This is a genomic window from Candidatus Synechococcus spongiarum SH4 (genome assembly GCF_000586015.1).
Taxonomy (GTDB): Bacteria; Cyanobacteriota; Cyanobacteriia; order PCC-6307; family Cyanobiaceae; genus Synechococcus_B; species Synechococcus_B spongiarum_F.
In genome coordinates, this window is the sequence record NZ_JENA01000018.1 from 1 (window position 1) to 13,940 (window position 13,940).

Annotated in this window: 16 protein-coding genes and 1 tRNA gene; 6 read left to right on the forward strand and 11 right to left on the reverse strand. The window is 62.9% G+C overall.

What is annotated here, in order from left to right:
• Positions 1–89: 89 nt before the first annotated feature.
• The 8 genes from BG35_RS0101830 to BG35_RS0101860 form a co-directional block, all read right to left on the reverse strand.
• Positions 90–305, reverse strand: a complete 216-nt coding sequence (locus tag BG35_RS0101830; RefSeq protein WP_025781440.1) for a CAB/ELIP/HLIP family chlorophyll-binding protein — start codon at positions 303–305, stop codon at positions 90–92.
• 97 nt (positions 306–402) lie between these two features.
• Positions 403–2,394: an ABC transporter ATP-binding protein/permease gene (locus tag BG35_RS0101835; protein ID WP_025781441.1), complete on the reverse strand. Its 1,992-nt coding sequence runs from the start codon at positions 2,392–2,394 to the stop codon at positions 403–405.
• Positions 2,395–2,467: 73 nt separating this feature from the next.
• Entirely contained in the window at positions 2,468–2,806 is a 339-nt protein-coding gene (locus BG35_RS0101840) for a histidine triad nucleotide-binding protein (RefSeq protein WP_025781442.1), read from the reverse strand.
• Between the two features lie 30 nt (positions 2,807–2,836).
• Positions 2,837–3,619, reverse strand: a complete 783-nt coding sequence (locus tag BG35_RS0101845; protein WP_025781443.1) for a DsbA family protein — start codon at positions 3,617–3,619, stop codon at positions 2,837–2,839.
• Positions 3,620–3,648: 29 nt separating this feature from the next.
• Positions 3,649–3,822, reverse strand: coding sequence for a hypothetical protein (locus tag BG35_RS13535; protein ID WP_236619738.1), 174 nt, complete (start codon positions 3,820–3,822; stop codon positions 3,649–3,651).
• Positions 3,788–4,564, reverse strand: coding sequence for a glutamate--tRNA ligase family protein (locus BG35_RS09830; RefSeq protein WP_071994744.1), 777 nt, complete (start codon positions 4,562–4,564; stop codon positions 3,788–3,790). The genes BG35_RS13535 and BG35_RS09830 overlap by 35 nt, the downstream gene beginning before the upstream one ends.
• A gap of 59 nt (positions 4,565–4,623) precedes the next feature.
• Positions 4,624–4,920, reverse strand: a complete 297-nt coding sequence (locus BG35_RS0101855; RefSeq protein WP_025781444.1) for an HU family DNA-binding protein — start codon at positions 4,918–4,920, stop codon at positions 4,624–4,626.
• A 189-nt stretch (positions 4,921–5,109) separates the two neighbouring features.
• Complete coding sequence (locus BG35_RS0101860; RefSeq protein ID WP_025781445.1) at positions 5,110–5,805, reverse strand: MBL fold metallo-hydrolase; 696 nt, start codon at positions 5,803–5,805, stop codon at positions 5,110–5,112.
• A gap of 58 nt (positions 5,806–5,863) precedes the next feature.
• Between BG35_RS0101860 and BG35_RS0101865 the strand changes: the two genes are divergently transcribed.
• On the forward strand, positions 5,864–7,936 hold the full coding sequence (locus BG35_RS0101865; RefSeq protein WP_025781446.1) for a glycogen debranching protein: 2,073 nt from the start codon (positions 5,864–5,866) through the stop codon (positions 7,934–7,936).
• A gap of 54 nt (positions 7,937–7,990) precedes the next feature.
• On the opposite strand, the gene BG35_RS0101870 is transcribed toward BG35_RS0101865, so the two are convergent.
• A tRNA-Gly gene (locus BG35_RS0101870) sits at positions 7,991–8,061 on the reverse strand.
• Positions 8,062–8,111: 50 nt separating this feature from the next.
• Here BG35_RS0101870 and BG35_RS0101875 point away from each other — a divergent pair.
• From BG35_RS0101875 to plsY, 5 genes are read left to right on the forward strand one after another with little or no spacing between them, the layout of a single operon-like run.
• On the forward strand, positions 8,112–9,431 hold the full coding sequence (locus BG35_RS0101875; protein WP_034416525.1) for an MFS transporter: 1,320 nt from the start codon (positions 8,112–8,114) through the stop codon (positions 9,429–9,431).
• Positions 9,432–9,468: 37 nt separating this feature from the next.
• Positions 9,469–10,215, forward strand: a complete 747-nt coding sequence (locus BG35_RS0101880; RefSeq protein ID WP_025781448.1) for an MlaE family ABC transporter permease — start codon at positions 9,469–9,471, stop codon at positions 10,213–10,215.
• A gap of 48 nt (positions 10,216–10,263) precedes the next feature.
• Positions 10,264–10,662: a DUF3119 family protein gene (locus BG35_RS0101885; RefSeq protein WP_025781449.1), complete on the forward strand. Its 399-nt coding sequence runs from the start codon at positions 10,264–10,266 to the stop codon at positions 10,660–10,662.
• Between the two features lie 10 nt (positions 10,663–10,672).
• Entirely contained in the window at positions 10,673–11,581 is a 909-nt protein-coding gene (locus BG35_RS0101890) for a DUF3086 domain-containing protein (protein ID WP_025781450.1), read from the forward strand.
• A gap of 3 nt (positions 11,582–11,584) precedes the next feature.
• Positions 11,585–12,220, forward strand: a complete 636-nt coding sequence (gene plsY, locus BG35_RS0101895) for a glycerol-3-phosphate 1-O-acyltransferase PlsY (protein ID WP_025781451.1) — start codon at positions 11,585–11,587, stop codon at positions 12,218–12,220.
• A gap of 43 nt (positions 12,221–12,263) precedes the next feature.
• On the opposite strand, the gene proC is transcribed toward plsY, so the two are convergent.
• On the reverse strand, positions 12,264–13,073 hold the full coding sequence (proC, locus tag BG35_RS0101900; RefSeq protein WP_080687974.1) for a pyrroline-5-carboxylate reductase: 810 nt from the start codon (positions 13,071–13,073) through the stop codon (positions 12,264–12,266).
• 80 nt (positions 13,074–13,153) lie between these two features.
• Complete coding sequence (locus BG35_RS09835; RefSeq protein ID WP_071994746.1) at positions 13,154–13,777, reverse strand: cell division protein SepF; 624 nt, start codon at positions 13,775–13,777, stop codon at positions 13,154–13,156.
• Positions 13,778–13,940 lie beyond the last annotated feature (163 nt).

Sequence of the window (13,940 nt, forward strand, 5' to 3'; positions counted from 1 at the left end):
ATGGGCGCCGACGGCAACAACAGCACACTGGCTGGGCCACAGGCAGGGGCAAGCGAGTCATGCCGCCATGGGCTAGCCCGGATCAAACCTCAGCCCAGGCCCAGCCAGTGAATCATCGTGGAGCCGGTGCAGACTTCAATGGCGACAACCACCAGAATGCCCACCATGGCAAACCGCCCATTGATGCGCTCCGCATAGCTGCTCCATCCGAAGGCCGGCGCCTCGTTGGTGGTGGCGCTGGATGGGGGTGGTGAAGCCTTCGCCGGTGCTTGATTGCCGGAATCGGCGGTAGCAGAATCTGACATGGGGGGAAACATTGGATCAATCCAGTTTATGTGCTGGATGTGAAGTTGGCCGCGACCCACAGCACCTTGGGCCAACGTTCCCCGATCAACTGTTTCTTTATCGTTCGCCCGGCCCCATGCCATAGCTGCTGGCGGGCAGCAGACGCCAGGCTCCGGAGCCGTCCAGTTCCAGAACGTTGTCGTGAAAGGCGGTAAGGGTGGGGCGGTGACCCACGCTGATAAAGGCGATGTTGCGCTCCATCAACAGGTTGTAGAGGAGGCGTTCCGTCTTCACGTCCACCGCACTGGTGGCCTCATCCAGCACTACGTAGCGGGGGGAGTTGAGCAGCAGGCGGGCGAACGCCAGCCGTTGCTGTTCCCCCAGGGAGAGCAGCCGCGGCCAGTCCTGCTTCACGTTGAAATCGGTATAGCGTTGCACCAGCGCCCCCAGATTCACCAACTCCAGCACGGATCTCAGATGGTCGTCGGAAAACAGGGCCGGATCCGGTGGCTGGGGATAGCAAAGCTGCTCCCGCAGGGTGCCCAGGGTCATGTAGGGCTTCTGGGGAATGAACAGCAACTCACCCGGCGTGGGAGATTCCACCGTCCCCTCCCTGGGGCTCCACAGGCCGCTGACCATGCGCAGCAGGGAGGTTTTGCCGCAGCCGGACGGCCCCACCACCAGGAGATGTTCGTTGTCCCTCACGCTGAGGTTCAGATTTTCGATCAGGACGCGATTGGTCTGGGGTGTGGCAAGGGTGGCATTGAGCACCACAAGGCCGTCCCCGCTGGGAATCGCTTGCTGGGTAGATTGGGATTGTCGGGCCGCCTCTTCCATGTTGGTTTGGAAGCCGGCAAGACGGCCGATGGAGGCGGAGAAACGAGCCAGAGCATCGATGTTGTAAATAATAAAGAAAAGGGAGCTTTCCACCAAATTGAACGCCACACTTGCCTGGGCAAAACCGCCGTAATCCATCTCCCCGCTCAAAATCGGTCCAATCAAAATCAGATAGGGAATAAAGTTTGATCCATAGTTGCTTGAGCGTTGCATGACGCTGATAATGGTTTCCCAGATGATCAGCAAGTTAAAGTTCTTTACCACGGTCCCGAGGCGGCGTTCTGTTTCCTCTTGCTCCTGCTGTTCCCCTCGGTAGAAAGCAATGGATTCGGCATTGTCTCGCACATGGACCAAGCCGTAACGAAAGTCCGCCTCATAACGCAACTGATTGAAATTAAGCTTGACCAGTTTTCGCCCGGAAATAATCAGAATTGCAGAACAGATAAAGGTATAAGTAAATAAAGCTAACGTTAATTCTGTGCTGATGCTCCATAAAATGAGAATGTTTAATAGAAATGTCAGAATGGAATCAAAAATGCTTAAGGTAAAGCCAAGTGATTGTACTGTGAAATCCCGGGTATCGTCTGAAATTCTCTGATCGGGATTGTCAATATCAGTGGCTTGTTCGTCATTGGGATTAATGCGATAATAGGCCCGATCCCTCATATAGTCTGTGACCAGGCTTTTGGAAAGCCATTCTCGCCAAAGAATGCCCAGTTTCGCGGTGAAAAAGAACTGAGACGAGCGAATGGGCAGCGCCACAATAAAGCAGATGCCATAAATCCATAGATTCCTGTAACTGGCCTCCCCATCTCTAGCAATGAGAGCATTGGTGAGATCCCGGGCAATGAAGGTGATGCCCGCATTGATGCCGTTCACCGCCAGGAGCATGAAGATAATGACCCCCAACAACAACCAGGGCAACCAGCGGCGCCGTCGCAGTTGACGCCTCAGGGCAAAAAAGGACAGGCAGCCAACGGTGAACAGTCCACAGAACAGCACGCCCCACTCGCTTGACCAGATGGTGTTCAACGACCCCTGCACGCCACCCAGATAGGTGTCCGTCAGTTGGGGAAGGAGGCTGTGGACCGTAGCCATGAGGGCTGTCAGCAAAAACAGCACAACACCGCCAACGCAGAAAATCAAGGCCACCAGCAGGCCAAGAAAGTGCCAGCCGTTGGTCTCCTCCAGGGGAAGGAAGTAGGGCTGGGTCAGGCGTTGCAGCTTGAGAAAGCTGCTGGACTGATGACGCAACGATGTGGTGAACGGCATAAACAAGCAGCACACAGGGATGGTGTTTACCCCCACGGAGAGGGTCAATTGAGGAGAGGGTGGGCTAGCGCATCTATCCCGGCGGCCATGCGAGGGGACGCCCCCCGATCACGTGGACGTGCAGATGGAAAACCGTCTGGCCGGCTTCGGCGCCGGTGTTGATGACGGTTCGCCACGATTCCAGCTTTTCCTGACGCGCCACGTGGGCGGCCTTCAGCAACAGATGACCCAACAACCCTGCCGCCTCTGCAGGGGCTGTGGCCAGGCTCTCCATGGGTTCCCTGGGAATCACCAGCACATGGACAGGGGCCTGGGGATTCACGTCCCGAAACGCCAGGCAGCGCTCGTCTTCATAGAGAATGTCTGCGGGGATCTCGCGGCGAATAATTTTGCTGAAGATGGTTTCAGCCACAGGAGCGGGAGGGGAAAGATCAAGAGCAGCTTAGCGGAGGTCTGCGGAGCGGGATTGCCGCACCAGGTCCTGCAAGCGTTCAAGGCTGGCGAACCCCGGCGCCACGGTGTTGCCCACCACAAAGGCGGGTGTGCCGGTGAAGCCGAGGGCGCGGGCCAGTTGATTGGAGCGGGCGAGGTGGGCATCCACCTCCGGCGCGGCCATGTCGCGACGCAGCTTCTCCACGTCCAGGCCCAAGGTTCTGGCGGTGTCCATGACGTTGGCCTCCGTGGCCTGATCGGGAAGATCCATCAAGGCCCAGTGAAAGGCCTGGTACGCACCCTGTTGTTGGGCGGCAAGGGAAGCCCGGGCGGCGAAGCGGCTCCCTTCCCCGAGGATGGGCCATTCCCACAGCGCCACCCGAACCTGATCGTCCGCCGCCAGCAGGTTGTGGATGATGCGGCTGCTGCGTCGGCAATAGCCACAGTTGTAGTCAAAGAACTCCACGATGGTCACGTCCCCGTCCGGGTTGCCCAACACGGGGCCATGGGATTGGCTGAAGAGGGTGTCCCGGTGGATGGCCAGGGCATCCTGGGCGGCCCTGGCCTGTTGGGCCCGCTCACGCTCCTGCAAGATGGCCACCGCCTGGGTGACCACTTCAGGGTTCTCCCGGATGATCTCCAACACCAGTCCGGGAGAATCCCGCAGGGCATCCAGCGCCAGACGTTTGATCTGTTGCTCCGTGTAGGGCTGGCCGAGCCCGGGGCCGGGGGCAAAGCCGGCCGCCAGGACGACAAGAAGCAGGCCGGCGCCCACACTGCGCTGAAGAGGCATGGATGTACCTTGGTGACGGGCAAAGAGCCTCAGCCTAGGGGGTGGAGGTGAAAATCCACAGACAGGCTTTCAGGTTGGGGGGCGCCGGGACTGCGACAGGCGGCTTCCAGGCGCGGCAGATCCAGTTCCTCCAGCAGTTCAGCGGCGGAGAGGCGCTGCCGCCCACCGTCAAGGAGACCGATGCTGGCCGCCAGTGCCCCCACAACCGCCGGAGCATCCCGGCCAGCCTGGCGCAGGGCCGTCCACACCCATGGACCCCGCCCGCTTGGCAAGACGTTGCCCATGGGGATCCAGCAGCAGCGGACCGTGCCAGTAGCGGGGGGGCGTTCCCCCCAACTCTTCCATCAGGGCCACTTGCACAGCCGTGGTGGGGAGAAGATCCGCACCGCGGAACACCTGGGTGATGCCCATGGCCATTTCGTCCACGGCAGTGGCCAGGTGATAGGCAACGAACCCATCGGCTCGCCGGAGAACCACGTCCCCCGCCATGGTGGGCAACCAGCCTTCCGGCGCCGGTTGGAGCATTTCCGGCACACGGCAATGGCGGTTGGGCGCCCGCCAGCGCCAGCTTGGCAGCTTCCCCTGTTCCGGCCCCCAGTCCTGGCGGTGGCGGCAAGTGCCCGGGTAGAGGGGGGTGGGGCCATGGGGTGCGGAGACGGCAGCCAGCAGACGGCGACTGCAGCGGCAAGGGAAGAGCTTTCCGGAACGCCGCAGACTGGACAATGCCTGGTGATAGCGCCAGAGGCGTCCGCTTTGACGGTAGGGTCCGCGGGGTCCGCCCATGTCGGGACCCTCGTCCCAGTCCAGACCCAGCCAGCGCAGATCCCTCAGAATGGCGTCTTCTGCGCCTGGCTGGAGGCGGGGGCGGTCCAGGTCGTCAATCCTGAGGAGAAAAACCCCACCCTGAAGACGGCAATGGAGCCAGGCCAGAAGGGCTGTGCGCAAATTGCCCAGGTGGAGCGGACCGCTGGGGGTTGGCGCAAAACGCGCCCGAATCGGCAGAACTAGGCTTCCTCCTGGACACGATCCTTGAACACCTTGCCGGGACTGAAAGCAGGCACCCGCTTTGCCGGGATCTGAATCGGCTCACCCGTCTTGGGGTTCAGGCCTTGACGGGCTGATCGTTCACGGGACTCGAAGGATCCGAAGCCGAGAATTGACACCTTGTCCCCATTCACAACGGAGTTGATAATGGTGTCAATGGTTGCTTCGACGACACGGGAAACATCTGCCCGCTTGATGTCAAAGTCGGAAGCGTTGAGGTCAGCAGTAACGCTGTTGACGAGGTCAGCCTTGTTCATTAAGGAGAAGAGGGGAATAGATGTGCTGAGCAGGGCAAGGTCCTGCCGATGCACAATAAATTCATGCTAAGAGAAGATGCCCCCGGAAGCAATCAGGGCGCCTGGAAATGGGGGAATTTACTGGCGGATTTGCGGGCTGGGCCCATGATCTTCCTGTTGGGGACGGAGAGGATGTCAAAATGATTCCCCTCAGCGTAGCAAGTTGGGACCGGGGCCCACAGCCTGGAGCGCCTCCAGATTCAGATCCGCCAAGGCTCTGGCGCCATGGTCCACCAGTGCAGCGCCGGCAAGATGCGCCAGACCCGTACTGCAGGCAATCCTGCCCGGTTCATCGGGACCCAGCCACCGCCGCAACCCCGCCAGACTGGTGAGCAGACGTCCCCAATGGAAGGTGTGGGCTGTGCGCACCGGCGCCACACGGCCATCGGACTGGGGTTGCAGCAGGCGGCCACAGAAGAGCACGCTCTGTTGACCACGCCAGTGGAGACAGCAGGAGCCGGGGGTGGGGCCGGGTGTCCAGTAGAGCGCCAGATCATCGGCAAGCTTCTGCTCCCGGCCAAACGTCTGCACAGCCATGGTGGGCAGCAGATAAGCTTCCTGCTCCTGCATCCACACCTCCCAGCCCAGGTGCTGCGCCAGTCGCCGCAGGGCGCCGTGGGCCGTGCGATGGGTCAGCACAATCCGACCGCTCCCCTGGCGGGACAGCAGCGCCAGGTTGGCCTGGGTGATGTCCGGCACATCCACCAGCAAGGGGCCTGTACTGGAGCGCAGCAGCCAGGAGACAGTGCCGCGGCTGTCCCGATTGGGGGCGAAAACCCAGAGTCCTGCCGCCGCCTCCTGGGGGGGACGTCCCGGTGGCAGGGAATCGCGAGGGGATGGGTCCATGAATGTGCTGACGATGCCGGCGCCGTGGACTAGGGTTGAGCGGCGCCCCTGACCCGGTGTGACTCTGACTTGGCTTGGTCGTCCCGGCCCCCTTGGTGCGGAAGTTGGCGAGGACGGCGTTAATTTTGCCGTGGTGGCGCCCCAGGCAACCCGCATGGAGTTGCTGCTGTTTGATCACGGCGGCAGCCCGGCCCCCAGCCGGATTGTTCCCCTGGGGCCAGCCCACCGCAGCGGTGATGTCTGGCACGTGTTCGTGAAGGGCGTGGGTGTGGGCTGCCGGTACGGGTACAGAGTACATGGCCCCCGGGAGATGGGGTTCAATCCGGCCAAGGTGTTGCTGGACCCCTGTGCCCGGGGCGTTGATGGCTGGCAGGTGTATGAGCGCCAGGCCGGCCGTGGCCAGGGCTCCAACCTCCACTGCTGTCTCAAGGGCGTGGTGACGGAGCGTCATCCGTTCGACTTCATGGCGGCGCCCCGGCCGCGGCGGCCTTGGCGCGATACCGTCATCTACGAGCTCCATCCGGGGGGCTTCACCCGCGGGCAGGGGGCCCCCGTTCCCCAGGAGGAGAAGGGCACGCTGCTGGGGTTACGGCGCCTGCTGTCCCGCCTGAAATCCCTGGGGGTCACCACCGTAGAGTTGCTGCCACTGCAATGCTTTGATCCGGGCAGTGGGCCCGCCGGCCTGCACAACTACTGGGGCTATGCCCCCATCAACTGGTTTTCCCTGCATCCCGGCTACCTGATGGGACAGGACCCCCTGCAGGCCCGCCAGCAGATGCGCGCATTCGTGGCGGCGTGCCATCGGGAGAATCTGGAGGTTGTTGTGGACGTGGTCTACAACCACACGGCTGAAGAGGGGGGCGACGGCCCCACCGTCAGTTGGCGGGGTTTTGGGGAGCGCCTTTATTACTTCTGCGACAGCAGCGGTCGCTATCAGGACGTGAGTGGTTGCGGCAACAGCATTGCGGCCCACCGGCCCCACGTGCAGCACCTGATTCTGGAGTCGCTGCGGTGCTGGGCGGTGGAGCTGGGTGTTGACGGCTTTCGCTTCGATCTGGCCGCCGCCTTGACCCGGGGTGACAATCTGGCCCCTCTCAAGGAGGCGCCGTTGTTCACGGCCATGGCGGCGGATCCCCTCTTGGCGGATCTCAAGTTGATGGGCGAGCCCTGGGATTGCGGGGGGCTGTACCGGCTGGTGGATTTTCCCGCCCAGGATTTTGGCGTGTGGAACGGCCGCCTGCGGGATGACATGCGGCGTTTCTGGAAGGGGGATCAGAACACCTGCTGGAACATGCGGCAACGGCTCAGCGGCAACCGGGATCTCTTTGCCGCGGCCAATGTGCAACCGGGCCGTTCCATTCACTTCGTCACCGCCCATGACGGTTTTACCTTACAAGACCTGGTGAGCTACAATGTCAAGCACAACCTCGCCAACGGCGAAGGCAATCGGGACGGTGAAAATCACAACAACTCCTGGAACTGCGGCGTTGAGGGACCCAGCAGTGATCCCCGCATCCAGGCCTTGCGTTGCCGCCAGGTTCGCAACCTGACCGCCTCCCTGTTGCTGGCGCCAGGGGTTCCCTTGTTGTGGATGGGGGACGAGGTGAACCGCAGCCAGGGAGGCAACAACAACAGTTGGTGCCAGGATAACTCCATCGGCTGGATGACCTGGAACCACGGTCCGGCTGAGCAGGCCATGGAGCGCTACGTTCGCCGCCTGCTACGGCTGCGGGCGGCCCTGGGAAGCTGGCTGAATCCCGCCACCCTCATCCAGGAGCAAGCCGCAGCCAAACCACTCCAGCCCTACCGCAAGTGGCACGGCCCACGGCTCAACCGGCCGGATTACGGTCCCTGGTCCCACGCCCTGGCCTGGAGTATTCACACAGCCACCGGGGACGCGGTGCTCTGGTGCGGCCTCAACGCATTCCACAAGGCCATTCAATTCGACTTGCCCTGCTGTCGTAGCGGCTGGCGCCGTCTCGTGGATACGGCGCTCACGGCAGGTGACGACCTGCCCCGATCCCCCACCGGTCCGGCGCCCCGGGACCAGGTGCGCCTGGAAGCCCATAGCCTGGCGCTGATGGTGGCCAGCCGTCACTGCCCAGCCGCCCTGGAGCCTGATCCGGGCTGATGCCTTGGGGCTGCCTTGCCACCCATGGACCCCGGGATTGACACGTGACGGAAAAGCGGACAGGGGGAATCGAACCCCCATCATCAGCTTGGAAGGCTGAGGTTTTACCACTAAACTATGTCCGCTTATGGCGCACTGCCTCTATCAGCTTAGTCCCTTGGGCGGAACCTTAGCCGTGAGGCGTCAGCTTCGTCTTTATCTGGCCTACGGACTGGGGGATGCCGGTACGGGGTTGGCGGCCACCGTGCTGGGCTTTTATCTCTTCCCCTTTTTTACGGAGGTGGCGGGACTGTCGGCGGGATTGGCCGGTGCCATGCTCATGGTCATCAAACTTTGGGACGCCTTGAGCGATCCACTGATCGGCTGGCTCAGTGACCGAACCCACACTGCCTGGGGAGCCCGTCTGCCGTGGATCGCCGGGGCCGCTGTTCCCCTCGGGATCTGCTTTGCCGCCATGTGGTGGGTGCCCCATGGAACCCCTGGCCAGCGCCTGGGCTACTACAGCGTGACGGCGCTGCTGCTCATGACGGCCTACACCGCCATGAACCTCCCCTTCGCCGCTCTGACCAGCGAACTGTCCAGCAGTGCAAGCGTGCGCACCCATCTCAATGCGGCCCGCTTCACCGGATCCCTCACGGCCGGTTTACTGGGCCTGATGATGGCCTTCTTCCTGGTGCCTCAAGGGGCGGTGGGGTACGCACGGCTGGGAATGCTGGGGGGGGCGCTGATCGCAGGATCCGGCCTGGTCTGCGCCTTTGGGCTCAACCCGTTTGCCCGGAACGCCCTCAAACCGGCCGCTCATCTGGAAACCGTCTGGGTGCAGTTGCGGAGGATTGCCGCCAATGGACGCTTTCGCATGGTGCTGGGGCTCTATCTGCTGCTCTGGTGTGGCCTGCAACTGATGCAGAACGTCTCCCTGGTGTTTCTGCGGGTGGTGCTGCACCTGGGGGACAACTGGGCCTATGCCATGCCCCTGGTGTTTCAGATCTCGGCGGTGCCGGGCCTCTGGCTGTGGGGGCGGGTGGCCCAGCAGCGGGGCCGGATTCCGGCCCTGCGCCGGGGGCTGGCCCTCTGGGGCGTTGCGCTGGTTCTGGCCCTGGTGCTACCCCCCTTCCCTGGGGATGGGGGTGTCTGGCAGGGGGTGTTTCTGGCCCTGCTGGCGCTCACCATCACGCTTCTGGGCCTGGGGGGATCTACGGCCTTCCTTATCCCCTGGTCCCTGCTCCCCGACGCCATTGACGCCGATCCCGATCACCCCGCCGGCTTCTACACGGCCTGGATGGTGCTGGTCCAGAAGCTGGGCATTGGACTGGGCATCCTTGTTGTGGGTTTTGTGCTGGAGTGGAGCGGCTATGTGGCCAATCAAGGGGTGAGCCAGCCTGACGGGGCGGTTGTCATGATTCGTCTATGCATCAGTGTGGTGCCGGGAACCCTCATTGCCCTGGGCCTTGTGGTAATGCGCCGCTGGCCCCGGCGGAGCACGCAACAGACCTGAACCCTTCCACCGTTTTGCTCGCCAATCCATGGTTATTGTGAACATGCCCCGATGGCTCAAACGCCTGGGCGGCAGCCTGTTGCTCAGCGGGCAAACCATTGCCGCGATGGCCCGTGGTCACTGGGGCGGCAGTGAGGCGCTGGCGCAGATGCAGATTGCCGGCCCCGACAGCTTTCTGGTGGTGCTGCTGGTGGGTATTGCCGCCGGCACCGTGTTCAACGTGCAGGTGGCCTCGGAACTCACGGACCTGGGCCTGGGGGAAGCCGTTGGCGGCATGCTGGCCGTAGGTCTGGCCCGGGAAATTGCCCCGATCCTGTCGGCGGTATTGATTACGGGCAAGGTGGCGACAGCCTATTCAGCGGAACTGGGCACCATGGCCGTCACCGAACAGGTGGATGCCATCAAGATGTTGCGGACGGATCCGGTGGAATATCTTGTTGTCCCGAGGGTGGTGGCGTTGCTGGTGATGACGCCTCTGCAGACCATCGCCTTCTTTACCGTGGGGATGGTCTCCGGCGCCGTTAGCTGTGCTCAATACTACGGAATCCCCCCGGCGGTATTCTGGCAGTCCGTGCGGGAATGGATGGATCCCGGCGATGTGCCTGCCATGGCCTGCAAGGGGTTGGTGTTTGGGGCGGTGATTGCCCTGGTCGCCTGCGGCTGGGGCCTGTCCACCAGCGGGGGGCCCAGGGAAGTGGGCGCCAGCACCACAGGGGCCGTGGTGATGACCCTGGTTTTACTGGCTCTGGTGAACGTGGTGATGACCCAGGTGTTTTTCGGATGAGTGAACCGGCCTTTAGAGTGGTTTCCGTCTTGCAGATCGGGCTGAACCATGGATGCTGAAGAGACGGTGGCGCTGGCGCCGGGGCTACGGCTGCCACTGGCCATCCTGCTGCTTGGGAGTCTGCTCTGCCTGGTGAATCTGGCGGCTGGTGGGGCTGTGGCGTTACTGGGCTTGATTCTGGTGTTTCAGAGTGTGCGGCTGCGCCTGGCATTCACCCCTGATGCGCTGGAACTGCGCAATGGATCTGTGGTGTTGCGCCGTTTCCCCTACAAGAACTGGCGCGCCTGGATCCTGTTCTGGAAGCCCTTGCCTGTTCTCCTCTACTTCCGTGAAGTGAACGGCATTCATTTTGTGCCGGTGATTGTTGATGGACAGGAGCTGCGCCAACAACTGGAGCAGCGGCTTGGCCACGTAAACATCGCCACCGGTTCTGCTGACGCCACCTGAATCCACCTCCATGACATCCAGCAAGAGCGATCCATCAACCCCCCGGGCTCCGCAAACGGCTTCGCCAGCAGCGGAGGTTTTCCTGGCCGAGTTGCTGGAGCGACGGCAGCGGTTGCTGGCGGAGATCAGCACCCTTGAACAACGGCGTGACCGACTTCAGGAGGACATTGGCCGCCACTTTGCCGGTTCCTGCGATGAGTTGTCCCGGCGTGTGCAAGGGTTTCAGGAGTATCTGGTGGGGGCGCTCCAGGACCTGAGCGACCGGGCCCAGGCCCTGGAGCTGGCCCCCCGGAAGGTGATGGTTCAGCCTTCGCCCCTGGATCAGCCCACGGCAACAGCCCCCAGCCAGGACACCAGCGCCGCCAGCCCCTTCCTGGCGGATCAGTCCCTGATTGAAGACATGATTCGCGGGTTCCAGAAGACCCCGGATTTCTATGCGCCCCCATGGCGATTGCGCCGCCATCTGGAGCCCGGCCATGGGGAATTGCTGGGCAACTGGCTGTTTCAGCAGCAGGGGCGGGGCGCACAGAACAGCCTGGGCAGCCGCAGCCGCAACGTGCTGCTGGGGGCCGCGGCCATTGCCGTTCTCACGGAGCTTTATGGAGACCAACTCCAAACCCTGGTTCTGGCCAGCACACCGGAACGCCTGGGTCAGTGGCGGCGAGGGTTGCAGGACAGCCTGGGTCTGGCACGGGAGGATTTCGGCCCCAACGCCAACGGCATCAGCCTGTTTGAACGACCCGATGCCCTGATTGAGCGGGCCGACCGGCTGGAAAGTCGGGATGGCCTACCTTTGATTCTGATTGATGCTGCTGAGCAGGTGGTTGATATTCCCATCCTCCAGTTTCCCCTCTGGCTCGCCTTTGCGGCGGACGCCCGGGAATTGGCCATGGACGATCCCGACGGTGATCCCCTCTGATTCGTGAACCCTGCAGCATCCTCGGCTCTACTCTGGCTCTCCTGCCTCCTGGCAGCCTATGGACTGGGGAGCATTCCCTCCGGCTGGCTGCTGGTGAAATGGTTGCGTGGCGTGGATCTACGCCAGCAAGGCTCGGGCTCCACGGGCGCAACCAACGTGTTGCGGGTGGCGGGCCGCTGGCCGGCCCTGGCGGCCCTCCTGGTGGACGTGGGCAAAGGGACCGTGGCCATTGTGCTGGCCAAGGGATGGGGAGCCGCACCGGGGGCTTGGCTGCAGGTGGTGGTGGGTCTCTGTGCTCTGGCCGGGCACATCTGGCCCCTCTGGTTGAGATTCCGCGGGGGGAAGGCGGTGGCCACCGCCCTGGGGGTGTTCCTTGGCCTTTCTCCCCCGGTGGCCCTGGCCTGTCTGGGCAGCTTTCTGGTGGTGCTGGCTGTTGTGCCCATGGTCTCGGTGGCCAGTCTGGCCGCCGGCGTGCTGCTGCCAATCCTGATGGCCTGGGGTATGGCGGGGTCCCCTGCCCGTCTTCCCTACACACTGCTGGCCCTGACAACCATGGTGCTGGTGATCTGGCGCCACCGCGCCAACATGCAGCGCATCTGGATGGGTCAGGAGCCTCGCCTCGGCCAGAAGGCTCCTTAACCCCCTTAACTCCAGCCTTCGGAACGGGGCGGAGATCAGGAGGTCACCCCAGTTCCCTGCTGCGGCGCTGGGCCGCCAGGACTGCATCCATCAGCCCGGCGCGGAAGCCGCGGCGTTCCAATTCGGCGATGGCGGCAATGCTGGCGCCGCCAGGGCTACAGACGGCATCCTTGAGGGCGGCTGGGGGCAACTGCTCCTTCTGGAGCAGTGCGGCGCTGCCGGCCACCATGGCCTGGGCAATGCTGTTGGCCTGGGCCCGGGGCAAACCTGCCGCAACACCCCCATCCGCCAGCGCTTCCATCATCACCGCCACCATGGCCGGACCCGATGCGGCCAGGGCCAGGAACCCGTCCATCTGCGCCTCGTTCACCTGCTCCACCTGGCCGAGAACCGCAAACAAAGCGATCACCAGTTGACGCTGCTCCGGGGAGAGGCGGCCAGCCATGGCCAGGCCGGTCAGCCCGGCTCTGATGCGACAGGCAATGTTGGGCACGGCCCGCACACAGGGGCGCCCGGGAAAGGCTGCCTGTAGTCGCCCCAGGGACACACCCGCCAGGATGGAAATCACCAGCCCCTGCCCCTCCTGGACAGGGGGATCAAGGGCGGCGCGGCTCTCCAGCACCGTGGGCAACTGCTGGGGTTTGCAGGCCAACACCATATGGTCGGCCATCAGCACGGGCCGGAGATCCACCCCCACGGCAACTCCGTCTCGCCGACGCAACCCTGCGGCCCGCCCCTGGTCACGGACGCAGGCAGCGATCTGTTCCGGTTGGAGAAAGCCGCTCTTCAGCCATGGCCTGACCATGGCCTGGGCCATCTGGCCGTAACCGAGAACGCCCAACTGACCGTCCATGGCCTGAACTCCCATGAAAACTTCATCTTTCGTTAGCGTATTTGTTCATGCCCCGGGCATTGCAGACCCACCAAGAGTCGCTAAATGGTGGGGGGAAGCTCACCCGAGAACGGCGTGAAGTTCACCTCCGGGATAAAAGACGATTGTTCATGGTGGCCATTGCTGTTGTTGACGGAAGGCTGGGGCACGGGCTGAGGCGGCTCCGGCTTGACTGCCGGCGGCGCCGGAGAAGCGGAAGGCTCGGCGCCCTTTGCCAGGGTAACCTTGACGCAACTGGGAGCGAAGAGAAAGATGCCCTCCCCCAACCGCTCCTGGCTACCATCGGTGGCAAAGTTTCCTCCCGAGACGAAATCCACCGCCCGCTGGGCCTCTTCAGGCTCCATCTGGGTCAGGTTAAGAATTATGGTTCGGCGCTCACGCAAGGCCTGAATGGCCCTCGGCATCTCGTCAAAATTCCGCGGCTGCATGAAGATCACTTCGGACAACTCGCTGGAAATGCCCGGCATGCCAATGACGTTGGACTGGGAGAAGGACTCCTTATCCAGCCCTTGGGGCATGTTCAGGGCCTCATGGCCCGGACGCGCAGGACTTGAGAACTCCTCGGGAAGCCCATCATCACCCATCAGCGCCTCGTTCGGGTCATAGCCGTGGGCATGATCGTCTTCCGTGATCTCACCATCATCGCCGGAAACGATAGAGCGCATGCGAGAGAGAAAGGACACTGCCAAGGGACCTCATCGAGGGGGGAGCACAACATGCGCCACAGTTCATTGCCTGACTTTAAGAGCAAGCTTCACCGTTTGCAAGGAAGTTGACAGGAGGCCGCGGGTCCAGGTTCACATGAGCGCCGGGCGGCTGGCGAGGACC